The sequence below is a fragment of the Pseudomonas fluorescens genome (assembly GCF_002837185.1).
Lineage (GTDB): Bacteria > Pseudomonadota > Gammaproteobacteria > Pseudomonadales > Pseudomonadaceae > Aquipseudomonas > Aquipseudomonas fluorescens_AM.
Map to the genome: position 1 here is coordinate 15,746 of NZ_KZ478015.1, position 25,322 is coordinate 41,067.

Below are 25,322 nucleotides of genomic sequence, written 5' to 3' on the forward strand. Positions count from 1 at the left end.
ATGAGTGTTATCCCCATGCACATCCTGCGTAACCAAATGATCCCGATGCGTGACGGCATCCACCTGGCCACCGACATCTACTTGCCGGCGGCAGGCGGTGGACCGTTTCCGGTGGTGATCGAGCGCACGCCTTACGACAAGAGCAAACCCTCGCGCTCGGAAAAACAGCTCGACGGCCACCACCTCTCCCGCGAGCAAATGGCCGCACGGTTTACCGAGCAAGGCTTTGTCGCGATCTTCCAGGACTGCCGTGGCCGCTACGCCTCCGAAGGTAGGTTCATCAAGTACACCGCCGAGGGCGAAGACGGTTTCGACACCCTGGCCTGGATCGTCCAACAGCCCTGGTGCAACGGCAAGGTCGGCAGCATGGGCCTGTCCTACGCGGCCCACACGCAACTGGCGATGGCCTGCCTGCACCCACCGGGCCTGAGCAGCATGGTGCTGGACAGCGGCGGCTTCGCCAACGCCTACCAGTGCGGGATTCGCCAGGGCGGCGCCTTCGAGCTCAAACAGGCGACGTGGGCCTATCGCCAGGCCAAGGAAAGCCCGGCAGCCCTGGACGACCCGCTGATTCGCGAAGCGTTGGAGCAGGAGGATATTCATCAATGGTTCACACGTATGCCGTGGCAACCCGGGCAATCGCCCCTGCGCCATGTGCCGGAATATGAAGCCTACGTGCTGGAGCAGTGGGCCCAGGGCACCTTCAGCGAATATTGGCGACAGTCGGGAATTTACGCCGAAGGCCACTACGCGCAACTGCCCGATATCCCCGTGCTGTTCATGTCCAGCTGGTACGACGCCTACGTCAGCTCGACCCTGGCCAACTACCGCGCCTTCACACACAACCGTACGGCCCGCCAACGCCTGGTGATGGGCCCGTGGCTGCATGGCGACCGCAATATCAGCCACAGCGGCGATGTGGAATTCGGCCCGCAAGCTGCCTTTGACGGGCAGATCGATCAGGACTGGCTCAGTTGCCGCCTGGCCTGGTTCGAGCAATCGCTGAAGCCTTCGCCCCGCATCGCAACGGCCTGCGTGCAGGTGTTTGTGATGGGCGGCGGCAGCGGCCATCGCGACGAAAACGGGCGCCTGCACCATGGGGGCCGCTGGCTGCACACCACGCAATGGCCACTGCCCGGCAGCCAGACATTGACTCTCTACCTGAATGCACACAGGCAGTTGAGCCGCAAGGCACCTGTCGAGGCTGACGCCCACTTGAGTTACCGTGCCGACCCGGCCCATCCGGTCCCGACCATCGGCGGCGCGCTGACCTCCGGCGCCCCTGTGTTTGCCGGCGGTGCCTTCGACCAACGGGAGCGTCCCGACTTTTTCGGCACCCTGGGGGATAACCGTCCCCTGGCCCAGCGTGATGACGTGCTGGTGTTCCAGACCGATCCCCTCGACGACGACCTGATCGTCGCCGGTGACGTGCAGATCGAACTGTGGATCGACAGCGACACGCCCGACACTGATTTCACCGCCAAGCTGGTGGACGTGTATCCGCCCAGTGCCGACTACCCCGAGGGCTTTGCGATGAACATCACCGACGGCATCCGCCGCTGCCGTTATCGCGACTCATGGGAACAGCCGACGGCCCTGACGCCGGGTGAGCGAGTAAAGGTGCTGATCGAGCCGTTCGCCACCTGCAACCTATTCAAGCGCGGCCATCGGTTGCGCCTGGATATCGCCAGCAGCAACTTTCCGCGTTTTGACGTCAACCCCAACAGCGGCGAGCCTTCTGGCCAGGCCAGCCACCCTCGGATTGCCCACAATAGTGTGCATCTGAGCCACGCCGCCGCCTCCTGCCTCCGGCTTACCGTGGTGCCCAACACCGCGCTGTCCTGAGCCCACTGAGTCGCCATTGCCCAAGGGTGATGGCGACCCCACGTCACCGAGCAAGAAAAGCACTTCAGAATTTTCCCTTGCCGCCGATACAGCCCTACACATCTTGGCTGGCTCAAACAACAACACACCGTCCAGCAGACAGACATCACTCTTCAAGGAGCTTTCGATGAACAGCTGGTTCGGTAACATCAGCGTCAATCTCAAACTCGGCCTGGGCTTCGGCCTGGTGCTCGTTCTCACCTCGATCCTGGCACTCACCGGCTGGACCAGCCTGGGCGGCTTGATCGACCGCAGCAACTGGATGAGCGACATCACCCAGCTCAATGCGTCGTTGACCAAACTGCGCATCGTGCGCCTGCAATACATGCTGGCCAACGGCGATGAAGCCGTGGCGCAGAACGTGCAGACCAGTCTCGACGCCTTCGCTGCCCAGCAACAAAAACTGCTGGACAGTTTCAAGAGCCCGGAAAACCTCAAGCTGCTCAATGAGCAGAAAGCGGTCATCACGGCCTATCAGCAGTCCCTGAACAAAATGCGCGAGGCCTACCGCAACGGCAACGCTGCGCGCGAGGTCATGGGCGACAAGGCCGACATCGCCAACGCGCAGATCAACGCACTGGACGCCAGCGTGCAGCAGATGCCCGACAGCCCGGAGCGTTTCGCACAGTTCCAGGCCGTGACCAATGCCAAGGAAGAGTTCCTGCTGGCGCGTTACGACGTCCGTGGTTACACCAACAACGTCAACGCAGAAAACGAAGCCCGTGCCGCCGCACAAATCGAGAAAGCCATCGCCGGCTTGAAAAGCCTCACTGCCGTCTTCGGCAGCAGCCAACAGACCGCGCTGGGCTCGCTGGAAACCGCACTGGGTGCCTATCGCAGCGCTGTACAAAGCTATAAAGCCGCCAACGCCAACATCGTGACCGCCCGCGCCGAAATGACCACCCAAGGCGCCGACATCGTCACCATCAGCGACAAGCTCTACGACATCCAGCTGGAACGCCGCGACGCCGAAAGCGCCCAGGCCCGCAGCCTGCAATTGATCAGCACGTTGCTGGCCCTGCTGGTGGGCATCATCGCGGCCCTGGTCATCACCCGCCAGATCACCCGCCCGCTGCAAGACACCCTGGCTGTCGTCGAGCGCATTGCCTCCGGCGACCTCAGCCACAATATCCAGGTTACCCGCCGTGATGAACTGGGCGTGCTGCAACAAGGCATCCAGCGCATGGGCACCACCTTGCGTGAACTGATCAGCGGGATTCGTGACGGCGTGACCCAGATCGCCAGCGCTGCCGAGGAGCTGTCAGCCGTTACCGAGCAGACCAGCGCCGGGGTCAACAGCCAGAAGATCGAGACCGACCAGGTCGCCACGGCGATGCACGAAATGACCGCCACCGTGCAGGAAGTGGCGCGTAACGCCGAACAGGCTTCCCTTGCAGCAGCCGAGGCCGATGGGCAAGCCCGCGCGGGCGACAAGGTGGTGGCAGAAGCCATCGCTCAGATCGAGCGCCTGGCCGCCGAAGTGGCACGCTCCACTGACGCCATGGCTCACTTGCAGCAAGAGAGCAACAAGATCGGCAGCGTAATGGACGTGATCAAGGCCGTCGCCGAGCAAACCAACCTGCTGGCCCTTAACGCGGCGATTGAAGCGGCACGGGCCGGTGAAGCCGGTCGCGGGTTTGCCGTGGTGGCCGACGAAGTGCGCGGGCTGGCCCAGCGTACGCAAAAATCCACCGAGGAAATCGAAGGCCTGGTTGCCGGTTTGCAGAACGGCACCCAGCAAGTGGCCAACGTGATGAACAATAGCCGCAGCCTCACCGACAGCAGCGTGGACCTCACGCGCAAGGCCGGTGTGTCGCTGGAAAACATCACCCGAACGGTGTCGAACATCCAGTCGATGAACCAGCAGATTGCAGCGGCCGCCGAACAGCAGAGCGCCGTGGCCGAAGAGATCAGCCGCAGCATCGTGAATGTGCGTGATGTGTCCGAGCAGACCGCTACGGCCAGTGATGAGACGGCCAAGTCGAGCGTAGAGCTGGCGCGGCTGGGTAGCCAGTTGCAACAGATGGTCAGCCATTTCCGGGTGTAAACAACAGAAAAGCTCGCCCCGGACGCAGCCCCAGTCACTGACTGGGGCTGCCATTCATTCAATCCTCCCCTTCCTCGACAAACACCACCCGATTCCCAAACGGGTCCTTGATGCTCATCTCCCGCGAGCCCCAAGGCGTGTCCTCTACATCAGGCTTTGCGTAACGGTAGTCCTTGGCCTGCAATTGCTGCTGGTAAGCGTCTATTCCTTGGGCCTGTATCCGCACCGCAGCGCCCGGCGACGCATCGCCATGATGCTCGGACAGATGCAACACGCACTCACCCAGCGACACCTGCAGGTACAACGGAAAATTGGCCTCGAAGCGATGCTGCCAATCGACCTTGAACCCCAGGAAGCCGATATAGAATTCCAGCGCCTTGGCCTCGTCGAACATCCGCAGAATGGGGGTGACTTTTCCTAAGTGCATCGCAATCGCTCCATGTTCGAAAGCAGCCACTATAGTGGTGAAAAGCCTCGACGCAAATCCCCGTTACGCGCCAGGAACCGGCCCGCTCGTTGGCCGTTCGCCTGCCCTGCGCTGTAGCTCAACACCCCGTTGACCCACACCCCCTCTATCCCTTCGGCTGCACGCTGCGGCGTCTTGAAATCCGCCATATCGCGCACCCGCAACGGGTCGAACAACACCAGGTCGGCCCAGTGCCCTTCACGGATTTCGCCGCGCTCTGCCAGGCCGAAGCGTGCCGCAGAGAGCCCGGTCATTTTGTGCACTGCGGTGTGCAGCGGGAACAGTCCGACATCGCGACTGAAATGTCCCAGCACCCGCGGGAACGCGCCCCACAATCGGGGATGGGGAAACGGGTCTTCCGGCAACCCGTCGGAACCCACCATTGACAGCGGATGCGCAAGGATACGGCGCACATCCGCCTCATCCATTCCGTAATACACCGCACCGGCTGGTTGCAGGCGGCGAGCGGCGTCCATCAGCGCAATGCCCCACTCGGCGGCAATGTCCTGCAAGTCACGTCCACCCATTTCAGGATGGGGTGTGGACCAGGTGATGGTGATGCGGAACGCGTCAGTGACCTGCTTGAGGTCCAGCGTCGACGAACTGGCGGCATAGGGATAACAATCACAGCCCACCGGATGGGTTTTCGCCGCGGCCTCAAGCGACGCCAACAATTGCGGGCTGCGTCCCCAGTTCCCCGCACCGGCGCACTTGAGGTGAGAAATAATCACGGGCGCCCTGGCACGTCGGCCGATCAGAAACGCTTCGTCCATCGCGTCCAATACCGGCTCGAACTCACTGCGCAAATGCGTGGTGTACACCGCGCCATAAGCCGTCAGCTCTTCGCTCAGTTGCAGCACCTCATCGGTCTCTGCATTGACTGCGCTGGCGTAGGCAAGGCCAGTGGATAAACCCAGGGCACCGGCGTCGAGACTCTCCTGCAACTGCATGCGCATGGCCGCGATTTCATGCGCTGTGGCCGTGCGGTGCAGGTCGTCCATATGATTACTGCGCAGTGCCGTGTGGCCGATCAGTGCGGCGACATTGACTGCGGGGTGGGCGCGTTCAACCGCCGCGCGATAATCGATAAAGCGCGGGTAGGCAAAAGCCTCGGCATTGCCCAACAGGTTCATCGGATCGGGTGGATTGCCACGCAGGCTCACAGGTGAAGCGCTGATGCCACAGTTGCCGACAATCACCGTGGTCACGCCCTGGCTGAGCTTGGGCAGCATCTGCGGGTGGCGGATCACCACGGTGTCGTCGTGGGTGTGCACATCGACAAAGCCCGGCGCCAGTACATAGCCGGTGGCGTCAACTTCATGCACGGCCGTCGCCGCCGACAGGTCGCCGATCGTCTCGATACGCCCGTTGCGCAACCCCACGTCGGCGAGGTACCCAGGCGTGTCACTGCCATCAATGATCAGCGCCTGGCGAATCAGCGTGTCGTACGTCATTTCAGTCTCCAAGCGGCAGGCTGTCAGGGCCGCCGCGATAATCGTCCAGGGCGAGTTTGATCCGGCGCAGGCGTTCCTGGTTGGCGTCGGGCATGGCCAGCGCCAGCTCGGTGGCCAGCAGGTCGATGGCCAGCAGCATGCCGTAGCGCGCAGCCGTAGGCTTGTAGATAAAATGGGTTTCAGCCGGTTGCAGCGGCAGCAGCACGTCCGCCAGCCCGGCCAGCGGCGAATCGGCCAGGGTGATGGCGACAACGCGCGCGTCGTAGTTGCGCGCCAGTGTCACCACATCCAACAGTTCGGGGGTAAGTCCGCTCAGCGAGCAGACGATCAGCGCCTGTTCCGGTCCCAGGGTCGCGGCCGTCACTCGCATCATCACCGGGTCGTGGCAGGCCGCAATCGGATAGCCCAGGCGCACCAGCCGCACCTGCAATTCATCGCTGCACAGGCTTGACGGGCCGCCCATGCCGAACGCGTGGATCATCCGCGCCTTGCCCAGCAGGCTCACCGCATCGACAAAGCTGTGCTGATTGAAGCCAGCCAGGTGCTGGCGCAACGTCGCTTCGATATCACCGAGAATCTGCCGATGAAACGCCGACTGTTCCGGCAGCCCGGCCGGGTCCAGGAAGCGGCTGCCAACCCCGCTGGCCTGGGCCAACTGCAGCCGCAGGTCACGCAAATCGCGACAACCGACACTGCGGGCAAAGCGCGACAAGGTGGCGGTACTGACCTCGGCCCGTTGCGACAGTTCTTCCAGGCTGGCCGACGCGGCAAAGCCCACGTCGTCGAGCATCAGCCTGGCGATACGCCCTTCGCCGGCGCTGAAGGAATCCTGGCGGGCGCGGATCTGGTAGAGGATGTCCATGGCGGTTCCCGGTTACAAAAGGCAGGACAGACCGTAGGTCAGACCGAAGGCCACCACCGAAATCAGGGTTTCCAGCACGGTCCAGGTCTTGAAGGTCTGGATCACCGTCATATTGAAGTATTCCTTGATCAGCCAGAAGCCGCCGTCGTTGACGTGGGAAAAGATCACCGAACCCGCACCGGTCGCCAATACCAGCAATTCAGGGTGTGGATAACCCATGCCCAGGGCGACCGGGGCCACAACACCGGACGCCGTGGTCATCGCCACCGTGGCCGAGCCCGTGGCGATACGCATCAGCGCGGCGAACAACCAGCCCATCACCAGTGGCGACAGCTGGAACGCGTGGGCCAGGCCGAGGATTTCGTTTGTGACGCCGGCATCCACCAGGATGCGATTCAAGCCACCGCCCGCCCCCACCAGCAGCGTGATGCTTGCCGTGGGCGCCAGGCATTCATTGGTGAACTTGAGGATCGACTCACGGTTGAAGCCCTGGGCCAGGCCCAGCGTCCAGAAACTTACCAGGGTCGCCACCAGCAGCGCGATCACCGAGTTGCCGATAAATAACAGGAACTGGTTGAAGCCGGTGCCAGGCGTGGAAATCACATTGGCCCAACCGCCAATCATCATCAGCACGACCGGCAACAGGATGGTGCCCATGGTCAGCGCGAAGCTCGGCAAACGGGTACGCGGTTCGCGCTCGATAAACTGGCGTTCCAGCGGGTTTTCCGCCGGCAGGTGAATGTGCGGCACGATGAACCTGGCATAGACCGGGCCGGCGATGATCGCCGTAGGAATACCGATCAGGATCGCATACAGCACGGTCTGCCCGACCGAGGCGTTATACGCCAGCACCGCCATCATCGCCGCCGGGTGCGGCGGCACCAGCGCATGCACCACCGACAGGCCGGCGACCATCGGCAGGCCGACCATCAGGATCGACACGCCCACGCGCCGCGCCACGGTAAAGGCGATCGGCACCAGCAAAACGAATCCCACCTCGAAAAACAGCGGCAGCCCCACCAGGAACGCGATGCAGACCATGGCCCAGTGGGCGTTGCGCTCGCCGAAACGGTTGATCAACGTACGTGCCACCTGCTCCGCGCCACCGGACTCGGCCATCATCTTGCCGAGCATGGTGCCCAGCGCCACGACCAGGGCGATATGCCCCAGGGTCTTGCCGACGCCCGCCTCGTAAGAGCCCATGATGGTGTCCGCCGGCATCCCGGCCATCAGCGCCAGGCCGATGGACACCAGAGTGATGACGATAAACGGATTGAGCCGGTAACGTGCAATCAGCACGATCAAAGCAATGATGGCGATGGCGGCGTATGCCAATAGCCCGAAGCCCGGTGATGCGGCCATGCGGTACTCCTCGGAAAGGGTCACGTCGAATAGGTTGTGAAACTCATAAATCATTACCAAGGTGAGTTTTCAATTTTTATGAAAGTAATTACCGCGCAGGGATAAGCGCTGTCGCAGTGGGATATGCCCGACGCGGCCGCATGAAAATTCAGGGGCTGTTCTTACATGACCTTCGGATAAGGGCTGGAAACTCAACGTGCGCGGTCGAGTCATACACTGCACACCCATCGATGCCAGGAACACACTGATGATTCGCACGACACTCGCCGCCGGCGCCCTGCTTCTTGCCCTCTGCGGCACTGCTGCCGCCGCCGATAACCCGGCGCTGAATAAATGCATGGACAGCGCAGACACCACCGCCGACATGGTCGGCTGCAACGTCAAGGAGGCCAAGGTGCAGGATGCGCGGCTGAATAAGGCTTACAAGACCGCGCTGGCCGCCCAGGAGGGCAACCGCAAGCAGCAACTGCAGGATCTGCAACGCCTGTGGATCAAATACCGCGACGCCAATTGCGCCTTTGCGGGCAGCGCCACCGGCGGCACCATTGATCAGGTCAACGGTTCCGGCTGTGTGCTGGACATGACCCAGACCCGTGCGCAGGAACTCGAAAACCTGGTCGGGCCATAGGCTGCTGCAGGTCAGTCGTGCTGAACCCTGGCGCGCTTGAGCAGTTTCTTGCAGCGCTCCGAGAGGTGCAGCACGCGCAAATGCTTGCCCGCTTTGCTGTAGCGCTCGCGCAGGGTCATCAGCGCGGCGATCGCTGAATAATCGACGAAGCTCAGGTGACGGCAATCGAGCGTCACCTGGGCTGGGTCGTTGGCCGGGTCGAATTGATTCAGGAACGGCGTGGTCGAGGCAAAGAACAAGGTGCCGTGCAGGCGATACAGTTTGCTGCCGTCGGCTTCCAGGTGTTCATCGGCATACAGCTCGCGGGCCTGTTGCCAGGCGAAATTCAGCGCAGCGATCACGATACCGCACAGCACAGCGGTCGCCAGGTCGGTGAACACGGTGATGACCGTCACCGCGATGATCACCAGCACGTCATTGAGCGGCACCTTGTTGATCACCCGCAACGACGCCCAGGCGAACGTCTGCTGGGACACCACGAACATCACCCCCACCAGGGCCGCCAGCGGAATCCGCTCGATCAGCGGCGACAGAAACAGAATGAACAGCAGGATCATCACCCCGGCAAACACGCCGGAGAATCGCCCACGTCCGCCGGAACTGAGGTTGATCACGGTTTGCCCGATCATCGCGCAACCGCCCATGCCGCCGAACAGGCCCGAGACCATATTCGCAGCGCCCAGGGCCACGCTTTCGCGGTCGGGGTAGCCACGGGTTTCGGTGATTTCGTCGGTGAGGTTGAGGGTCAGCAGGGTTTCCAGCAGGCCGACCATTGCCATCAGGAACGCATAGGGCGCGATGATCCCAAGGGTTTCCAGGGTCCAGGGGAGCTGCGGCAGCGCGAAGGTCGGCAGGCCGCCTGCGATGTGCGCCATATCGCCGAGGGTGCGGGTGGGCAAGCCGAGCAGGTACACGGCCAGGCCTACGCCGAGGATCGCCACCAGGGCGGGCGGCACGGCGCGGGTCAGGCGTGGCAGCAGGTAGACGATGGCCATGGTGACCGCGACCAGCCCGACCATCACGTACAGCGGTGTACCGCTGAGCCAGGCTTCACCGCTTTTGAAGTGCTCCAACTGCGCCAGCGCAATGATAATCGCCAGGCCGTTGACGAACCCCAGCATCACCGGGTGGGGCACCATGCGCACCAGCTTGCCCAGGCGCAGCAGGCCGAAGGCGACCATGATCAACCCGCCCAGCAACACGGTCGCCAGCAGATACTCCACGCCGTGTTGCACCACCAGCGCCACGATCACCACCGCCATGGAACCGGCCGCACCGGACACCATGCCGGGCCGGCCGCCGAACAACGCGGTGAGGGTGCAAATGATAAAAGCGCCGTAGAGCCCCATCAACGGGTTGAGATGGGCCACCAGGGCGAAGGCGATGCATTCGGGCAGCAATGCAAATGACGTGGTGAGGCCGGCCAGGGCGTCGGCGCGCAGACGGGTGAGGTTCATGGAGTACCAGGGAGTTGCGGGGGATAAGGCGGGGAATGGTACGGAATTGAGCGGCGCGGGGCTAGCCTTTGGGACCGAGGCGCGGCCATCGGGGGCAAGCCCCCTCCCACCTTTGAACTGTGAATACATTCAGAGTGTGGGAGGGGGCTTGCCCCCGATTGGCCTCACCTCGGTATCAAGCGAACATCACACCATCTCGTTGCGAATCCACTCCACCACCGACGTACGCTTGGGCACCCAGCCCAGCCGTTCACGGGCCTGTTTGCCGCGTACCCGGCTGTTGGAGCCCAGCCCGTAGTTGGCCATTTCATACCCCCACTCGGCCTCAGCCTCAGCCAATGGCCAATCCTGCGGCTCACCGAGGTTCAGCGCCTGGGCAATCGCAGTGGTCATGTCGATAAAGGCCGCTTCGCTGCTTTCCACGAAGTAGAACGTGCCCGGCACATTCTTCGTCAGCGCCAGCAGGTACAGCGCAACCACGTCTTCGATATGCACGTTGGACCAGATGTTCTGCCCCGGCCCCACATGGCGTACCACACCACTTTTGCGGGCCTGCTTGAGCAAGCGCGGCAATTGCACGCTGTCACGCTTCACGCCCAGGCTGTGACCGTAGATCAGGGTGTTACAGATCACCGCCGAATTCACACCCTCCCTGGCGGCGGCCAGGATCAGGTTATCGATCGCCACGCGAGCGGCCTTGTCGGCGGTCGGCTCCGGCAGATGGTCCTCGAAGTAAATGACATCACTGGCCTTGCCGCCCGACGCGTCGCCGACGATGCTCGAGCCGCTGGTGTGCAGGAACGGCTTGTGGGAGCCTTTCAAGGCAGCCAGCAGGGTTTCGACGCCAGCGCGGTGGTCGCTGCTGGCGGCATTGATCACTGCATCGGCGTGCTGCGCCTGTTCGGTCAATATCACCGCGTCATCGAGGGTGCCGATCACTGGGGTAATGCCCAGTGCCGTCATTTCAGCGGCTTGCTCGGCGCTGCGCACCAGACCGGTGACGGCGTGCCCGGCCTTGACCAGACCGGTGGCGATGGAGCCGCCGATAAAACCGGCGGCGCCGGTAACGAATACATTCATGGAGAGTGCTCCTGGCTGGGTAAGTGATGAGCCCAGTATCCAGCAGCCCCCGGCGGCGAATAACCCCGCGTTGCCCAATTCACTCTTGCGCGGCAGTCACGAATCAGCCGGCGTAACGTGCCAGCTTGGCCTGGATAAAGTCCAGGAAGCATTGGATACGCAACGCCAGTTGGGAGTTGCGGTAGTACACCGCATGGATCGGCTGGCGGTAGCCACTGTTGAAGGTGTCCAGGAGTGGGACCAGGCGCCCGGCATCGATGTCTTGATGGGTCATGAAGTTGGACAGGCAGCAAATGCCCTGCCCCTGCAATGCCAGGTGGCGCACGGTTTCACCACTGGACGCGGCAACGCCCGGCTGGATCAGCCAGCGGTCACCTTCGGCATGGCGCAGCGGCCAATGGTTGAGGGTGTCGGTGTGGCTGAAACCCAGCAGCGTGTGCTCGGCCAATTCGGCGACCGTGGTCGGCGTGCCGTGTTGCCTGAGGTATTCGGCGCTGGCCAGAATGTGCAGCGGCGTGCTGCCCAGGGCACGGGCATGCAGGGTGGAGTCGGCCAGGGTGCCGATACGAATCGCAATGTCGGTGCTTTGCTCAAGCAGGTCGATGATCAGGTCGTCGCTGTTCAGCTCCAATTGGATGTCCGGGTACAGACGACGAAATTCGCCAATATAGGGCATGATTGCGTGCAGCATGAACGGCACGGCCGCATTGATACGCAGTCGCCCGGCCGGTTTTTTCTGGCGTGACGACAGACGCTCTTCCAGCGCCTCCATTTGCGCCAGGATCACCTTGGCCTGCTCGAAGAAGTACCGGCCCTCCTCGGTCAGGTCCATGCGCCGCGTGGTGCGGTTGATCAGGGTGGTGTCGAGCTTGGCCTCCAGGCGCGACAAGGTACGGCTGACCGCCGACGGCGTCTGCCCGACCTGCTCGGCGGCGGCGGAAATCGAGCCGCACTCGATTACGCTGACAAAGATCTGGAGTTCATCGGATCGGGCTTTCACGGGCTGTCCTGGTTATCGGCTCGGGCTCATTATTGACCACTGAGCAACAAATGGCCTCCCAATAGCGCCATGCCGCCGAAAAATCCCCGCTTGAACCACAGCGCGCTGATGCGCTGGCGCACCACCTGGCCCAACCACATCCCCAGCAATGCCGGCACCAGCGCCAACAACGATGCGCCGATTTCACCGCCACCGAGCGCGCCGCGCCAGGCCAGCCCGCCGGCCAGGGCCAGGGTCGATACGCTGAACGACAGCCCCAGCGCCTGCACCAGTTGATCGCGGCTCAAGCTTAATGCCTGCAGGTAGGGCACTGCGGGAATCACGAACACGCCGGTGGCTGCAGTGATGACGCCTGTGACAACCCCGCACAACGGGCCCAGCCAGCGCTCGGTTCGGGGTTGCACCGTGAAGGTCGGCAGGAATAATCCACTCAGCGCATACACCAGTAACGCCGCGCCCAACGCGCGTACCACCCACGGCCCACCGTCCATGCCCAGCCACAGCGTGCCCAGCCCGGCGCCGAGGACAATCAGCAGCAACATCGGCCACAGGCGCTTGAGCAAGGTACTCAGGTGACCGCCCAACGCCAGTTGCCAGAGATTGGTGACCGTCGAAGGGATGATCAGTAACGCCGCAGCCTGTGCCGGCAACATAGCCAGGCCGAGCATGCCCATGGCCACCGTGGGCAGGCCGAGACCAATCACGCCCTTGACCGTACCGGCCAGCAGGAACGTGGCGATCACCAGCAATGTCAGGGCTGGGCCGAGGGTTTGGTAGAACGTCAGGACAGTCATCATGCCGAAAGTGTGCAGTTTTGCCGAGCGGTTGAAAATTCGCCATATACTGAGGCAGCCTCTTGTTTTGGATGAGGCTGAGGAAATCTTGAGCCATGCACTTTGACCTGATCGACCTGCGCCTCTACCTGCACATCCTCGACACCGGCAACATCACCGCCGGCGCCGCCCGCAGCCATTTATCCCTGGCCGCCGCCAGTGCGCGCATTCGGGCGATGGAGGCCTCGATGGGCATCGAACTCCTGGAGCGTGGCCGCCGTGGCGTCGCTCCGACACCTGCCGGCAAAGCCCTGGGCCGACACGCCCGCCTGCTGCTGCAACAGGCCGAGCATCTGCAACAAGACCTGGCGGAATACGCCAAGGGCGTCAAAGGCCAGGTGCGCCTGCTGTGCAATACCACCGCGCTGAGCGAATATTTGCCGGAGCTGCTGGCCGACTTTCTGCGCGAACATCCCAACCTCGATATCGACCTGCAGGAGTTGCCCAGCCTGCGCATTATCCAGGCCTTGCGCCAAGGCACAGCCGACCTGGGAATTATCTCCGATGCAGTGGATACCCACGGCTTGCAGACACTGGCATTTCGCGACGATCCGTTGGTGCTGATCATGCCCCTCGACCATCCGTTGAAAACCGCGAATTTCATCGACAGCCTGCAATACGACTACGTAGGTCTGCCAGCCAATAGCGCGCTGGCGGTGTACCTGGAGGAACAGGCCTTGCACGCAGGCTATCGCCTGCAAACGCGCATCCGCGCCGAGGGTTTCGATGGGGTGATCCGCATGGTCGCCCGGGGCGCGGGCCTGGGCATCGTGCCCCAGGCCGCCCTGGACCGCAGGCCGCAGGAAGGTCGCATCAAGGCCCAGCCCCTCAAGGAGGACTGGGCCTGTCGCCAACTGTTGCTCTGCGCGCGCTCGTTCGAACACCTGCCGGGTTATGCCAGGGCCTTGTTCGATGCCTTGGCCCTGCCCTTGCGGAAAAACCCGTAATACACCGCGCTCAGGATCAGCAGGAACGGCACGCCAAACACCAGGGTCATCTTGAACGCGTCAGTGAAATACGTGGTGATCATCACCGCGCCCATCAGCACCAGCCCCAGCAAGGTGCTGTACGGAAACAGGCGCAGCTCGAAGGACAGCTTCGGCCCGCCATGACGCTTGCGGTAGCGCCGGAAAAACAGGTGCGTGAGGAAGATCATGAACCAGGTGAAAATCGCCCCGAACATCGAGATCGCCATCATCAGCGTGAACGAACTTTCCGGGTACACCACGTTGAGCAGGGTCGCCAATGCGATACCGGAGCTGGACAGCAGCAAAGCATTGAGCGGGATGCCGCTGTTGCTCAACGCGCCCATGGACCTGGGCGCAAAACCTGCGCGGGACAGGCTGAACATCATGCGCGTGGTGATGTAGAGCTGGCTGTTCATCGCCGACAGCGCCGCGATCAGAATCACGAAATTCATCACCCCGGTGGCGCCGGGAATACCGATGGTCTGCATCACCGTGACGAACGGGCTCTGGGCCTGACCCGCCTGGTTCCACGGCACGATGGCGAGCATCAATGCCAGGGTCAGCAGGTAGAAGACCACCAGGCGCACAATGGTCGCGCGAAAGGCTTTCTTCACTGCCCGCTCCGGATCGGCTGCTTCACCGGCAGCCACTGCGATCATCTCCACACTCAAGTAGCTGAAGATCGACACGATCACCGCGATCCACATACCGCTCACCCCATGGGGAAAAAACCCCTCATGAGCGGTGTAGTTCTGCACGCCATACTCCGGGTTGCCCGAGCCGAACACTACGTACACCGCCAGGATGATGAAGCCGACAATCGCGCTGATCTTGAGGGTGGAGAACCCGTATTCGAAGTTGCCAAACGTCTTCACGCTGATCGCATTGAGCAGGATCAACACGCTGGAGAACGACACGATCCATACCCATTCCGGCACGTTGGCGAACCAGTACTTCATGTACATCGCCACCGCCGTCACCTCGGCCCCGACTGCCAGCACGATCGCCGCCCAGTAGGCATAACGCACCAGGAAACCGGCCAGCGGGCCGATGTAAAACTCGGCATAGGCGCCAAAAGAGCCGGAGGTGGAATGGGCCACCGTCATCTCTGCCAGGCACCCCATCAATATCAGCGTAATCAACGCACCGATGGCGTAGCTGAGCAACACACTGGGCCCGGCATAGCCAATGGCGTAGGCGCTGCCCATGAACAGCCCGGTACCAATGGCGCCGCCGATGGCGATCATGCTCATTTGCGCGGAAGTGAGCTGGCGTTTGAGGCCCAGTTCGCGGTGGGTGATTTCTGCAAAGCCGTTGTCTGGCGTGGTCACGTGGCGTGCCCCTTTATTATTGTGATTGCTGCTGTTGTCACAGATCCCCTGTGGGAGGGGGCTTGCCCCCGATGGCGGTGTATCAGTAACAGATAAAACACTGACACCCTGCTATCGGGGGCAAGCCCCCTCCCACATTGGTTTTGTGGTGCTATCAGGTCACGCTGTTACGCACCTTGAATTGCGGCTGGTCCCAGGTGGTGTTGTCGAGAATGTCACCGAGGATTTCCACCGCGTCCCAGACGTCGGTGAAGCTGGTGTACAGCGGGGTAAAACCGAATCGCATGATGCGCGGCTCACGGTAGTCACCGATCACGCCCCGGGCGATCAGCGCCTGGATCACCGCATACCCTTCAGGGTGTTCGAAACTCACATGACTGCCGCGCCTGGCGTGTTCACGGGGGGTGATCAGCTTCAAGCCATGGACGGCGCAGCGTGCTTCGACTCGCTCGATAAACAGATCGGTCAACGCCAGGGATTTAGCGCGCAGGCTGGCCATATCCGTCTGTTCAAATATCTCCAGCCCGCATTCCACCATGGCAAGCGAGGTGATCGGCTGGGTGCCGCACAGGTAGCGGGCGATGCCGGCGCTCGGCGCGTAGTTCGATTCCATCGCAAATTGACGGGTATGCCCGAACCAGCCCGACAGCGGCTGGCGCACCAGGTCCACCAACGCCGGGCTGACCCACACGAACGCCTGGGAGCCCGGGCCGCCATTGAGGTATTTGTAGGTGCAGCCAATCGCATAATCGGCCCCGGCCGCGTGCAGGTCGATGGGCACCGCACCGGCCGAATGCGCCAGGTCCCAGAGGCTCAACGCGCCGCACTCATGGCTCAAGGCGGTGAGTGCGTGCATGTCATACATATAGCCGGTCTTGTAGTTGACATGGGTGAGCATCACCACCGCCACATCCTGGTCGATGGCGCGGGGCAGTTCGTCCGGGCTGTTGACCAAGCGCAGGGTGTAACCCTGTTGCAGCAGCTCGGCGAGGCCCTCGGCGATGTACAGGTCGGTGGGAAAATTGCTCGCTTCGCTGACGATCACCTTGCGCGCCGGTACACGCTCGCGCTGTACGCTCAGCGCGGCGCTGAGCACCTTGAACAGGTTGATGGACGTGGTGTCGGTAACCGCCACTTCGCCCTCGCCTGCGCCGATCAGCGGTGCCAGGCGATTGCCCAGGCGCAGGGACAGGTCCGCCCAACCGGCGCTGTTCCAGCTGCGAATCAGGCCGTTGCCCCACTCTTGGGCGATCACCTGTTGCGCCCGCGCCAGCGAGGCCACCGGACGCGCGCCGAGGGAGTTGCCGTCAAGGTAGATGACGCCCTCAGGCAGGGCGAACTGAGCGCGCAAAGGCGCCAGCGGGTCCTGGGCGTCGAGGGCTTGGCAATGGCTTAGGGTGGTCATGGTCTGTCCTGGTTTTTATAAGAGAAGATGGAGCAAATAATGAACGAAGCTTTAGAGAATTTTCGTGCAAAGTGGTAGGTGAAGCGCTATTTAAGCTGTAGGAAATTCGAATTTAACTCCCAAACACGCGGATTTATTCAAACCATGATTCTTGACGCCACCGACCTGCGCCTCCTGCATTTCCTGCAACAGGACGGCCGTATCAGCAACCAGGAACTGGCGGAAAAAGTCGCGCTGTCGCCCTCGGCCTGCCTGCGCCGTTTGCGCCTGCTGGAAAGCGAAGGCGTCATCAGCGGCTATCGGGCGGTGCTCAATGCCGAGCAGTTGGGCATTGAGCTTGAGGCCATCGTGCACCTGTCCTTGCGCCAGGATGTGCAAGACTGGCATGAGACATTCATCGAGAAGGTGCAGGGTTGGCCGGAGGTGGCCAGTGCCTATGTGGTCACCGGCGCCAGCAACTATGTGCTGCGGGTACAGGCGCGCAACCTCAAGCATTTCTCGGACTTTATCGTGAACCAACTCAACCGCACGGCGGGGGTCATGGATATACGTTCGGAGATTGTGCTGCAGAAGATCAAGGATCGGGATGAGGTGCTGGATCTGGTGGTGCGCAAATAACCAAATCCAACACCGGTGCAATGTGGGAGGGGGCTTGCCCCCTCCCACATTTTTTAACCGTGTTCAGTCTTCGAGCGCGCGTACGCGCTGCATGCGCTGCTGCTCCGCGGGGGCAACAGCCACCTGCAACTCAAAGTCAAAATCAATCTGCGCCAATCGCCCCTGCACGCCGAACTCCTGTGCCAGCTGCGGATCGTCACTGAAGCGGATCTGGGCGATCAACTCATCACGTGTGGCATAGGCAAAATCATCGTGCAGGTACGGGTCATCCGACAGGTTGATCTGCGTGGTCAGGTGCCGATGGCCGGGTGCCGAGATGAAGAAGTGAATGTGCGCCGGACGCTGCCCATGACGCCCCAACTGATCGAGCAACTGCTGGGTCGGCCCGGTCGGGGGGCAGCCGTAGCCCGACGGCACGATGCTGCGAAAACGATAGTGGCCCTGGGCGTCGGTCTCGATGCGGCGGCGCAGGTTAAACTCCGATTGCGTCGGGTCAAACCACGAATAGGTGCCGCCGGTATTGGCCTGCCACACATCGACAATCGCCCCCGCCAGCGGTTTGCCCTGGGTGTCGCGCACCTGCCCGCGCATGAACAGCGGCACGGCGTCGTCGTTGCCATCATCCAGTCGCGCTTCGTATTTGCACAGCGGTGCACCGGCCACATACAGCGGGCCTTCGATGGTGCGCGGCGTGCCACCGGATTTGCCGGCCTCGATGTCGGCGGCATCCATCAACAGGTCCAGATAATGCTCCAGGCCCAACCCGGCGGCGAGCAAGCCGGCTTCCTGGTTTTTCCCCAGTTCGTTGAGGTAGTTGACCGCCGTCCAGAACTCTTGCGGGGTCACGTCCAGGTCTTCGATGATATTCACGGTGTCGCGCAGGATCCGATAGATCAGCGCCTTGGTGCGCGGGTTGCCGCCTTCACTGCGGTGACCGCTGGCTTCTTCGAGAAACTGCTGGGCGTGGGCAGTCTGGGACAGTCGGATGGACATGGTGCAATCCTCATCTTGTAATTATTGGGTGCAAAACAGGCTCAGCGGTCGTCCGCGTGGATCGACGACGGATGCCGACACAGCGCATTGACTTCGATGGCCATATAGGGGAACAACGGCAGTTGCATCAGCAGGTCGTGCAGCGCCTGCACACTCTCGACATCGAACACGCTGTAGTTGGCGTAGTGCCCGGCAATGCGCCACAAGTGGCGCCATTTCCCCTCTTGTTGCAGGCGCTGCGCCAGGGCCTTCTCTTCGGCCTTGAGACTGGCGGCGCGCTCGGCGGGCATGTCGAGCGGCAGGTTCACGGTCATCTTTACGTGGAACAACATGGCAGGCGCCTCTTAGTGTTTGTCACGACGCAGGAACGCCAGGCGTTCTTCGTCGATCGCCAGGCCCAGGCCCGGTGCGGTGGAGACATGCAGGTGGAAATCACGGTACACAGGCGGCTCGGTGAGGATGTCTTCGGTGAGCAGCAACGGACCGAACAGTTCGGTGCCCCACGCCAGCGTGTTCAGCGTGACAAAGGCATGTGCCGAAGCCAGGGTGCCGATGCCGCCTTCGAGCATGGTGCCGCCGTAGAGGCCGATGCCCGCCGCTTGAGCAATCGCCGCCGTCCGCAGCACCGCACGCGGGCCGCCGTTCTTGGCGATTTTCAAGGCAAACACCGAGGCCGCGCCTTCGCGGGCCAGGTTGAACGCATCCTCGACGCATTCAATCGATTCATCGGCCATGATCGGCGCCGGGCTCGACAGGTTCAGCCGCGCCATGCCGCCTCGATTGTTGCGCGAGATCGGCTGTTCGATCAGGTCGATTCCGTTGTCCGCCAGCACCCGGCAGGCGCGCAGGGCCACGGCCTCGTCCCAGGCCTGGTTGACATCGACACGCACGCTGGCGCGATCACCCAGCGCGCGCTTGATCGCGATCACGTGGGCCAGGTCACGGTCGACTTCACCGGCGCCGATCTTCAGTTTGAAAAGGCGATGGCGGCGCAGGTCGAGCATCTTCTCGGCCTCGGCAATGTCCTGTGCGGTATTGCCGCTGGCCAGGGTCCAGGCCACCGGCAAGGCATCGCGCACACGGCCGCCGAGCAGTTCGCTGACCGGCAGGTTCAAGCGCTTGCCGAGGGCGTCGAGCAACGCGCTCTCGATACCCGATTTGGCAAACGTATTGCCGCGGATGCAGCGTTCCAGACGCACCATGGCGGCGTTGATATTGCTTGCGTCCTGGCCGATCAGCAGCGGTGCGAAGTGCCGGTCGATGTTGACTTTGATGCTCTCGGGGCTTTCGTTACCGTAACTCAGGCCACCGATGGTGGTGGATTCACCGAGGCCTTCAATGCCATCGGCGCAACGCAGGCGGATGATCACCAGGGTCTGGTGTTGCATCGTATGCATCGCCAGCGTGTGCGGGCGAATGGTGGGAAGGTCGACGATGATGGTCTCGATCGACTCGATGGGGCAAATCGGCATGGCAATACCCGTTGGGTTCTTTATAGGTTTGCGTCGATTCTGTGCTGCGTGGCTGGTGGGTTCCAATATAGAATTGGTCTGGTTCGATACCTTGAAGGTATTAAAGGAGGCAACATGGAACTGCGTCACCTGCGCTATTTCCAGGTTCTGGGCCAAACCCTCAACTTCACCCGCGCTGCCGAACGCCTGCACATCGCCCAGCCGCCGTTGAGCCGGCAGATTCAACAACTGGAAGACGAATTGGGCGTGGTGCTGCTCGAGCGCGGTCGACCGCTGCGGCTGACCGAGGCCGGGCGGTTTTTCTATGAGCACGCCAATGGGCTGCTCGAGCAGTTGGGCAAGGTCTGCGACAACACCCGGCGCATCGGCCTGGGCCAGAAGACCTGGCTGGGCATCGGCTTTGCGCCGTCGACCTTGTACGGCGTGCTGCCGGAACTGATTCGGCGACTGCGCACCCATGAGGCGCTGGAGTTGGAGCTGGGGTTGTCGGAGATGACTACTTTGCAGCAGGTCGAAGCCCTCAAGGCCGGGCGCATTGATGTGGGTTTCGGGCGAATTCCCATCGACGACCCGGCCATCGTCCAGCGCGTACTGGTGCAAGACCGCCTGGTGGCGGTGCTGCCCAGCGGTCACCCGTTGCTGGGCGCACCCGCCAGCCTTGCGCAGTTGGCCGCCGAGCCCTTTGTGCTGTATCCGGGCAATCCACGCCCCAGTTATGCCGACCATGTCATCGCCTTGTTCGACGCCCACGGCTTGAGCCTCAAAGTCGCGCAGTGGACCAACGAATTGCAGACCGCCCTGGGCCTGGTGGGCGCAGGCATGGGCGTGACACTGGTGCCGGCGTCGGTGCAGGTGCTGCATCGGGCGGATATCGGTTACGCGCCGGTGGTGGAAGCCACCGCGACCTCGCCGATCATTCTCAGCCGGCGGGTGAATGATCAGTCGCCGGGGCTCAGTCATTGCCTGCAACTGGTTGAAGAACTGATCTGAATGCTCTTAAACACTGCAACTCCCTTGTGGGAGGGGGCTTGCTCCCGATAGCTGTGGATCAGGCAACTTATTCATTGACTGACACACCGCTATCGGGAACAAGCCCCCTCCCACATTTTAATCGCCATGGATTCAAAGACTGCGCAGGCGCTTGCGCTGTAAGGTCTGGCTCGGCGTCTCATCAAATGACTTGCGATACTCCGCCGAAAACCGCCCCAGGTGAGTAAAGCCCCAGCCCAGGGCGATCTCGGCGATGGTCCGCGGGGCGCCATGCTCAAGCATTTCCTGGCGCACGGCGCTCAGCCGGTACTTCTTCAGATAGGCCATCGGCGACAGTGCAAAATATTTGCGAAAGGCATCGAACAGTTTGAACCGCGACACCCCTGCGGCCGCTTCCAGGTCTTCCAGGTGCACGGCTTCGCGGGCGTTTTCGTGGATGTACTGGCGTGCACGGATCAAATAGTGGGGTAGTTTCAAGCCCAGTACATCGCGCAGTTCTTCGGAGTAATTGTTCGGCTGGGCCAGGATCAGCCCCTTGATCAACGAGCTTTCCAAATCACGGGTAAACGCGGCCTGCTCGTACAACTCACTGCCGTGCTCCAGTTCGGCAATGAAGTAACGCGCCATGCGCCACCACGACGCCGAAGCGCCGTCCACCGCGTCCATCACCGACTCAAAGCGCAACGGCGCCTCGATGGGGCGCTGCAGTAAACCTTCCAGTGACTCACTCATTGCTGCGCGGGTAATCACTACCTGCAACTTGCGGCAGTCGCCGGAAATCGCCAGCACCTGATGCTCGTTGGGCGAGATGATGACGCCCTGCTCGCGATTGGAGCGCAGCCGTTCTCCGTTCTTGCTCAGCTCCTGCTCGCCCACCAGGGGCAGGCTCAGGCTGTAACTGCTGAAGTGCTCGGCATCTTCGATGTCGATGGTCACGTCCGTGCCGTATTCGATCACTCCCAGGGTGGTCGCGCGGGACTTGAAGCTATTGGCACTGTGGTGAAAACGCAGGCGTTCGGGTGTGGCGGTGACCAGGCGATGGGGCCCGCAGATGCCGGACATCCAGCTACGTGCGCCTTCCAGGTCGAAGCGTTGAATCGTTTGGCTGCTCATCAGGTGCACCCACGGCGGTTAGGCGTTTGCGCGCTCTGACGGCGCGTCGTTAGGGTTGGACAGCAAGTAATGCGCCATGCCGGCGAAATGGCTACCGGGTGGATAGCAATCGCCGACTAAGTGGATAAGCAGCCGGGTTTTTCGCCCGATGCCCTGCAAGACAGTAGCGCATCCCGTCACCGCCCCGCACCGGGTTGGGTATTTGCTGCCCAATTATCCGGCCTGCCTTCCCCCATTAAGCGGATAGCCCACGCCCTGCACCACTGCCTCTAATGCATCACCGATCAGCCCCAATCAAAAAGGTGCCTCCCATGAGTGGTGCAAGAAACGTCGAACAGTGGAAAACCTTTATCGACAGTTGCCTGGACTTTCGCCCGGCGGATGAAGTGTTCCGCATCGCCCGCGACATGTTCACCGAACCCGAACTGTTCGACCTGGAGATGGAACTGATCTTCGAGAAGAACTGGATCTATGCCTGCCACGAAAGCGAATTGGCCAATCACCACGACTTCGTGACGATGCGCGCCGGGCGCCAGCCGATGATCATCACCCGCGACGGCGAAGGGCGGCTCAACGCGCTGATCAATGCCTGCCAGCATCGCGGCACCACCCTCACCCGCGTGGGCAAGGGCAACCAATCCACGTTCACCTGCCCGTTCCACGCCTGGTGTTACAAAAGCGATGGCCGGCTGGTGAAGGTCAAGGCGCCGGGGGAATACCCGGAAGGTTTCGACAAAGCCACGCGGGGTCTGAAAAAGGCGCGCATCGACAGCTACAAGGGCTTTGTGTTTATCAGCCTCGACGTGAACGGCACCGACAGCCTGGAGGACTTCCTGGGCGACGCCAAAGTGTTCTTCGACATGATGGTGGCGCAGTCGGCAACCGGCGAGCTGGAGGTGCTGCCGGGCAAGTCCGCCTACACCTACGACGGCAACTGGAAACTGCAAAACGAAAACGGCCTGGACGGTTATCACGTCAGCACCGTGCACTACAACTACGTGGCCACGGTGCAGCATCGCCAGCAGGTCAATAGCGAAAATGGCGCAAGTGCCGGCACTACCCTGGACTACAGCAAGCTCGGCGCCGGCGACGCCAACACCGATGACGGCTGGTTTGCCTTCAACAACGGCCACAGCCTGTTGTTCAGCGACATGCCCAACCCCAGCGTGCGCTCCGGCTACGCCACCATCATGCCGCGCCTGGTAGCAGAACACGGCCGGCAGAAAGCCGAATGGATGATGCACCGCCTGCGCAACCTGAATATCTACCCGAGCCTGTTCTTTCTCGACCAGATCAGTTCCCAACTGCGCATCATTCGCCCGCTGGCGTGGAACAAGACCGAGATCATCAGCCAGTGCCTGGGGGTGAAGAACGAGTCCGACGCCGACCGCGAAAACCGTATTCGCCAGTTCGAAGATTTCTTTAATGTCTCAGGCATGGGCACGCCGGATGACCTGGTGGAGTTTCGCGAGGCCCAGCGCGGCTTCCAGGGCCGCCTGGAGCGCTGGAGCGATATCTCACGCGGCAGCCATCGCTGGGAGACCGGGCCGACACCGAACAGCGAAGCCATCGGCATTCAGCCCGCCATGACCGGCACCGAATTCACCCACGAAGGCCTTTACGTCAACCAACACCGCAACTGGCAGCAGTTTTTGCTCAAGGGCCTGGACCGGCAGGCGCTGCAACTGCGGGAGGTGAAGTGATGAATGCGCAATTGCAGTACCGGATCGAGCAATTCTTCTACCGTAAATCCGAACTGTGCGACGCCCAGGACTGGGATGCCTATGTGCAGTTATTCGACCCGCAGAGCGAGTTCCACCTGCCGCAATGGGACTCGGAACATGTCTACACCCAGGACCCCAAGCGCGAAATGTCGTTGATCTATTACGCCAACCGCTCGGGGCTGGAGGACCGCGTATTCCGCCTGCGCACCGGCAAGGCGGCCTCGGCCACGCCGATGCCGCGCACGCTGCACTTGATCAATAACGTGCGCGTCGCCGAACAGGCCGACGGCACGCTGGCGGTGAAGCTGAACTGGCACACATTGTTCTATCGGCTGGCGACGTCCGAGCAGTTTTATGGGCACGCGACCTACCGTCTCAAGCCGGATGGCGACAGCTGGTTGATCACCCGCAAGCACGCGCTGCTGCTCAACGACACCATCAACTCGGTGCTGGACTTCTACCACCTGTAACGGTGGCGCATCGCCCTGTAGGAGCGAGCGTGCTCGCGAAAAACTCAAGTACACCGCGTGCATCCAGGCTGGATGGCGTCATCGTTGACGTTCTTCGCGAGCAAGCTCGCTCCTACAAGGTTCATACCTATCCACGGAGTCATGTGAATGAACCACAAAGTGGCCTTCAGTTTTGCCGATGGCAAGACCCTGTTCTTCCCGGTGGGCGCCCATGAAATCCTGCTGGATGCCGCCCTGCGCAATGGCATCAAGATCCCGCTGGACTGTCGCGAAGGCGTGTGCGGTACCTGTCAGGGGCGTTGCGAATCCGGCGCTTACACCCAGGACTATGTCGACGAAGAAGCGCTGTCGAGCCTCGACCTGCAACAGCGCAAAATGCTCAGTTGCCAGACGCGGGTGAAGTCCGATGCGACCTTCTACTTCGACTTCGATTCAAGCCTGTGCAACGCGCCGGGGCCGGTGCAGGTGCGCGGTACGGTGAGCGAGGTACGGTTGGTGTCGGCCAGTACGGCAATCCTGCAGCTTAAAATGGACGCACCGCTGGATTTTCTGCCCGGCCAATATGCGCGGTTATCGGTCCCCGGCACTGACAGCTGGCGTTCCTATTCCTTCGCCAACCTGCCAGGCAATCAGTTGCAGTTTCTGGTGCGCCTGCTGCCCGACGGGGTGATGAGCAACTACGTGCGCGAGCGCTGCCAGGTGGGTGACGAGGTCGTGATGGAGGCGCCGCTGGGGGCGTTCTACCTGCGGCACGTCAGCCAACCGCTGGTGCTGGTCGCCGGCGGTACCGGGTTGTCGGCACTGCTGGGCATGCTCGATCAGTTGGCGGCCGGCGGCTGCGACCACCCTGTGCACCTCTACTACGGCGTGCGCGGTGCAGAAGACTTGTGCGAAGCGGCGCGCATCCGCAGCTACGCGGCGAAGATCGCCGATTTTCGCTACACCGAAGTCCTCAGCGACGCCTCAGCGCAATGGACGGGCAAGCGCGGCTACCTCACCGAGCATTTCGACCTGGCCCACTTGCGTGACAGATCGGTGGACATGTATGTCTGTGGTCCCCCGCCGATGGTCGAATCGATCCAACAATGGCTGGCGGATCAGGCACTTGATGGCGTCCAGCTGTATTACGAAAAGTTTACGCAGAGTAATATCTGACCCTCAGCAC

General features: G+C 61.9%; 22 protein-coding genes and 2 pseudogenes. 10 read left to right on the forward strand and 14 right to left on the reverse strand.

What is annotated here, in order from left to right; genetic code table 11:
• Nucleotides 1-15 precede the first annotated feature (15 nt).
• From CIB54_RS22010 to CIB54_RS28055, 3 genes and pseudogenes are all read left to right on the forward strand, one after another.
• Entirely contained in the window at nucleotides 16-1,845 is a 1,830-nt protein-coding gene (locus CIB54_RS22010) for a CocE/NonD family hydrolase (RefSeq protein WP_101220947.1), read from the forward strand.
• A gap of 166 nt (nucleotides 1,846-2,011) precedes the next feature.
• Nucleotides 2,012-3,028, forward strand: a pseudogene (locus CIB54_RS28050) (methyl-accepting chemotaxis protein); the annotation flags it as partial.
• Nucleotides 3,029-3,337: 309 nt separating this feature from the next.
• A pseudogene (locus CIB54_RS28055) lies at nucleotides 3,338-3,931 on the forward strand (methyl-accepting chemotaxis protein); the annotation flags it as partial.
• A gap of 58 nt (nucleotides 3,932-3,989) precedes the next feature.
• Here the strand turns inward: CIB54_RS28055 and CIB54_RS22020 are convergent.
• The 4 genes from CIB54_RS22020 to CIB54_RS22035 are packed head-to-tail and all read right to left on the reverse strand — an operon-like array spanning nucleotide 3,990 to nucleotide 8,075.
• Nucleotides 3,990-4,358: a glyoxalase superfamily protein gene (locus CIB54_RS22020; protein ID WP_101220949.1), complete on the reverse strand. Its 369-nt coding sequence runs from the start codon at nucleotides 4,356-4,358 to the stop codon at nucleotides 3,990-3,992.
• Nucleotides 4,359-4,387: 29 nt separating this feature from the next.
• Nucleotides 4,388-5,851, reverse strand: a complete 1,464-nt coding sequence (locus tag CIB54_RS22025) for an N-acyl-D-amino-acid deacylase family protein (RefSeq protein WP_101220950.1) — start codon at nucleotides 5,849-5,851, stop codon at nucleotides 4,388-4,390.
• A 1-nt stretch (nucleotide 5,852) separates the two neighbouring features.
• Nucleotides 5,853-6,713, reverse strand: coding sequence for a MurR/RpiR family transcriptional regulator (locus CIB54_RS22030; RefSeq protein ID WP_065951179.1), 861 nt, complete (start codon nucleotides 6,711-6,713; stop codon nucleotides 5,853-5,855).
• Between the two features lie 12 nt (nucleotides 6,714-6,725).
• Nucleotides 6,726-8,075: a GntT/GntP/DsdX family permease gene (locus CIB54_RS22035; protein WP_175413282.1), complete on the reverse strand. Its 1,350-nt coding sequence runs from the start codon at nucleotides 8,073-8,075 to the stop codon at nucleotides 6,726-6,728.
• 247 nt (nucleotides 8,076-8,322) lie between these two features.
• Here CIB54_RS22035 and CIB54_RS22040 point away from each other — a divergent pair, with 247 nt between their 5' ends.
• Nucleotides 8,323-8,703 carry a lysozyme inhibitor LprI family protein gene (locus tag CIB54_RS22040; protein ID WP_065951177.1) on the forward strand — a complete coding sequence of 127 codons (381 nt, stop codon included), beginning with the start codon at nucleotides 8,323-8,325 and terminating at the stop codon, nucleotides 8,701-8,703.
• A gap of 11 nt (nucleotides 8,704-8,714) precedes the next feature.
• On the opposite strand, the gene CIB54_RS22045 is transcribed toward CIB54_RS22040, so the two are convergent.
• From CIB54_RS22045 to CIB54_RS22060, 4 genes are all read right to left on the reverse strand, one after another.
• Entirely contained in the window at nucleotides 8,715-10,160 is a 1,446-nt protein-coding gene (locus CIB54_RS22045; protein ID WP_065951176.1) for a SulP family inorganic anion transporter, read from the reverse strand.
• A gap of 186 nt (nucleotides 10,161-10,346) precedes the next feature.
• Nucleotides 10,347-11,240, reverse strand: coding sequence for an NAD-dependent epimerase/dehydratase family protein (locus CIB54_RS22050; RefSeq protein WP_065951175.1), 894 nt, complete (start codon nucleotides 11,238-11,240; stop codon nucleotides 10,347-10,349).
• A 103-nt stretch (nucleotides 11,241-11,343) separates the two neighbouring features.
• Complete coding sequence (locus CIB54_RS22055; protein ID WP_101220951.1) at nucleotides 11,344-12,240, reverse strand: LysR family transcriptional regulator; 897 nt, start codon at nucleotides 12,238-12,240, stop codon at nucleotides 11,344-11,346.
• 29 nt (nucleotides 12,241-12,269) lie between these two features.
• The gene (locus CIB54_RS22060) at nucleotides 12,270-13,037 is read right to left on the reverse strand and encodes a sulfite exporter TauE/SafE family protein (protein ID WP_101220952.1); all 768 of its coding nucleotides are present in this window, start codon (nucleotides 13,035-13,037) and stop codon (nucleotides 12,270-12,272) included.
• 92 nt (nucleotides 13,038-13,129) lie between these two features.
• On the opposite strand from CIB54_RS22060, the gene CIB54_RS22065 reads away from it, so the two are divergent.
• Nucleotides 13,130-14,020: a LysR substrate-binding domain-containing protein gene (locus CIB54_RS22065; RefSeq protein WP_101220953.1), complete on the forward strand. Its 891-nt coding sequence runs from the start codon at nucleotides 13,130-13,132 to the stop codon at nucleotides 14,018-14,020.
• On the opposite strand, the gene CIB54_RS22070 is transcribed toward CIB54_RS22065, so the two are convergent.
• Both CIB54_RS22070 and kynU read right to left on the reverse strand, forming a co-directional pair.
• On the reverse strand, nucleotides 13,966-15,372 hold the full coding sequence (locus CIB54_RS22070; protein WP_101220954.1) for an amino acid permease: 1,407 nt from the start codon (nucleotides 15,370-15,372) through the stop codon (nucleotides 13,966-13,968). The genes CIB54_RS22065 and CIB54_RS22070 overlap by 55 nt on opposite strands.
• A gap of 154 nt (nucleotides 15,373-15,526) precedes the next feature.
• Nucleotides 15,527-16,777, reverse strand: a complete 1,251-nt coding sequence (gene kynU / locus CIB54_RS22075) for a kynureninase (RefSeq protein WP_065951170.1) — start codon at nucleotides 16,775-16,777, stop codon at nucleotides 15,527-15,529.
• Between the two features lie 144 nt (nucleotides 16,778-16,921).
• Here kynU and CIB54_RS22080 point away from each other — a divergent pair, with 144 nt between their 5' ends.
• Nucleotides 16,922-17,395 (forward strand): Lrp/AsnC family transcriptional regulator, encoded by a 474-nt coding sequence (locus CIB54_RS22080; RefSeq protein ID WP_065951169.1) that lies wholly within the window; start codon nucleotides 16,922-16,924, stop codon nucleotides 17,393-17,395.
• 63 nt (nucleotides 17,396-17,458) lie between these two features.
• Here CIB54_RS22080 and catA read toward each other — a convergent pair whose 3' ends face one another.
• Genes catA through CIB54_RS22095 form a run of 3 tightly spaced genes read right to left on the reverse strand, consistent with a single transcriptional unit; the run spans nucleotide 17,459 to nucleotide 19,860 of the window.
• Nucleotides 17,459-18,388 carry a catechol 1,2-dioxygenase gene (gene catA / locus CIB54_RS22085; RefSeq protein ID WP_101220955.1) on the reverse strand — a complete coding sequence of 310 codons (930 nt, stop codon included), beginning with the start codon at nucleotides 18,386-18,388 and terminating at the stop codon, nucleotides 17,459-17,461.
• A 41-nt stretch (nucleotides 18,389-18,429) separates the two neighbouring features.
• Entirely contained in the window at nucleotides 18,430-18,720 is a 291-nt protein-coding gene (gene catC, locus CIB54_RS22090) for a muconolactone Delta-isomerase (protein WP_065951167.1), read from the reverse strand.
• 12 nt (nucleotides 18,721-18,732) lie between these two features.
• A complete protein-coding gene (locus CIB54_RS22095) occupies nucleotides 18,733-19,860 on the reverse strand; it encodes a muconate cycloisomerase family protein (RefSeq protein WP_101220956.1) in 1,128 nt (375 codons plus the stop codon).
• A gap of 114 nt (nucleotides 19,861-19,974) precedes the next feature.
• Here CIB54_RS22095 and CIB54_RS22100 point away from each other — a divergent pair, with 114 nt between their 5' ends.
• The gene (locus CIB54_RS22100; RefSeq protein WP_101220957.1) at nucleotides 19,975-20,850 is read left to right on the forward strand and encodes a LysR family transcriptional regulator; all 876 of its coding nucleotides are present in this window, start codon (nucleotides 19,975-19,977) and stop codon (nucleotides 20,848-20,850) included.
• 132 nt (nucleotides 20,851-20,982) lie between these two features.
• On the opposite strand, the gene CIB54_RS22105 is transcribed toward CIB54_RS22100, so the two are convergent.
• A complete protein-coding gene (locus tag CIB54_RS22105; RefSeq protein ID WP_101220958.1) occupies nucleotides 20,983-21,963 on the reverse strand; it encodes an AraC family transcriptional regulator in 981 nt (326 codons plus the stop codon).
• A gap of 311 nt (nucleotides 21,964-22,274) precedes the next feature.
• Between CIB54_RS22105 and antA the strand changes: the two genes are divergently transcribed.
• The 3 genes from antA (at nucleotide 22,275) to antC (ending at nucleotide 25,312) form a co-directional block, all read left to right on the forward strand.
• Nucleotides 22,275-23,666, forward strand: a complete 1,392-nt coding sequence (gene antA, locus CIB54_RS22110) for an anthranilate 1,2-dioxygenase large subunit (protein ID WP_101220959.1) — start codon at nucleotides 22,275-22,277, stop codon at nucleotides 23,664-23,666.
• Nucleotides 23,666-24,157 carry an anthranilate 1,2-dioxygenase small subunit gene (antB, locus tag CIB54_RS22115; RefSeq protein WP_065951162.1) on the forward strand — a complete coding sequence of 164 codons (492 nt, stop codon included), beginning with the start codon at nucleotides 23,666-23,668 and terminating at the stop codon, nucleotides 24,155-24,157. Before antA ends, antB begins: the two co-directional genes overlap by 1 nt.
• 147 nt (nucleotides 24,158-24,304) lie before the next feature.
• Entirely contained in the window at nucleotides 24,305-25,312 is a 1,008-nt protein-coding gene (gene antC, locus CIB54_RS22120; protein ID WP_101220960.1) for an anthranilate 1,2-dioxygenase electron transfer component AntC, read from the forward strand.
• Nucleotides 25,313-25,322: the final 10 nt, after the last annotated feature.

Coding starts and splice junctions, on each gene's coding strand:
- antA (WP_101220959.1), top strand. CDS start 22,275: ATGAGTGGTGCAAGAAACGTCGAACAGTGGAAAACCTTTATCGACAGT.
- CIB54_RS22025 (WP_101220950.1), bottom strand. CDS start 5,851: ATGACGTACGACACGCTGATTCGCCAGGCGCTGATCATTGATGGCAGT.
- antC (WP_101220960.1), top strand. CDS start 24,305: ATGAACCACAAAGTGGCCTTCAGTTTTGCCGATGGCAAGACCCTGTTC.
- CIB54_RS22010 (WP_101220947.1), top strand. CDS start 16: ATGCACATCCTGCGTAACCAAATGATCCCGATGCGTGACGGCATCCAC.
- CIB54_RS22060 (WP_101220952.1), bottom strand. CDS start 13,037: ATGATGACTGTCCTGACGTTCTACCAAACCCTCGGCCCAGCCCTGACA.
- antB (WP_065951162.1), top strand. CDS start 23,666: ATGAATGCGCAATTGCAGTACCGGATCGAGCAATTCTTCTACCGTAAA.
- catC (WP_065951167.1), bottom strand. CDS start 18,720: ATGTTGTTCCACGTAAAGATGACCGTGAACCTGCCGCTCGACATGCCC.
- CIB54_RS22050 (WP_065951175.1), bottom strand. CDS start 11,240: ATGAATGTATTCGTTACCGGCGCCGCCGGTTTTATCGGCGGCTCCATC.
- CIB54_RS22105 (WP_101220958.1), bottom strand. CDS start 21,963: ATGAGCAGCCAAACGATTCAACGCTTCGACCTGGAAGGCGCACGTAGC.
- CIB54_RS22020 (WP_101220949.1), bottom strand. CDS start 4,358: ATGCACTTAGGAAAAGTCACCCCCATTCTGCGGATGTTCGACGAGGCC.
- CIB54_RS22095 (WP_101220956.1), bottom strand. CDS start 19,860: ATGCCGATTTGCCCCATCGAGTCGATCGAGACCATCATCGTCGACCTT.
- kynU (WP_065951170.1), bottom strand. CDS start 16,777: ATGACCACCCTAAGCCATTGCCAAGCCCTCGACGCCCAGGACCCGCTG.
- CIB54_RS22040 (WP_065951177.1), top strand. CDS start 8,323: ATGATTCGCACGACACTCGCCGCCGGCGCCCTGCTTCTTGCCCTCTGC.
- CIB54_RS22035 (WP_175413282.1), bottom strand. CDS start 8,075: ATGGCCGCATCACCGGGCTTCGGGCTATTGGCATACGCCGCCATCGCC.
- CIB54_RS22065 (WP_101220953.1), top strand. CDS start 13,130: ATGCACTTTGACCTGATCGACCTGCGCCTCTACCTGCACATCCTCGAC.
- CIB54_RS22100 (WP_101220957.1), top strand. CDS start 19,975: ATGGAACTGCGTCACCTGCGCTATTTCCAGGTTCTGGGCCAAACCCTC.
- CIB54_RS22030 (WP_065951179.1), bottom strand. CDS start 6,713: ATGGACATCCTCTACCAGATCCGCGCCCGCCAGGATTCCTTCAGCGCC.
- CIB54_RS22045 (WP_065951176.1), bottom strand. CDS start 10,160: ATGAACCTCACCCGTCTGCGCGCCGACGCCCTGGCCGGCCTCACCACG.
- catA (WP_101220955.1), bottom strand. CDS start 18,388: ATGTCCATCCGACTGTCCCAGACTGCCCACGCCCAGCAGTTTCTCGAA.
- CIB54_RS22080 (WP_065951169.1), top strand. CDS start 16,922: ATGATTCTTGACGCCACCGACCTGCGCCTCCTGCATTTCCTGCAACAG.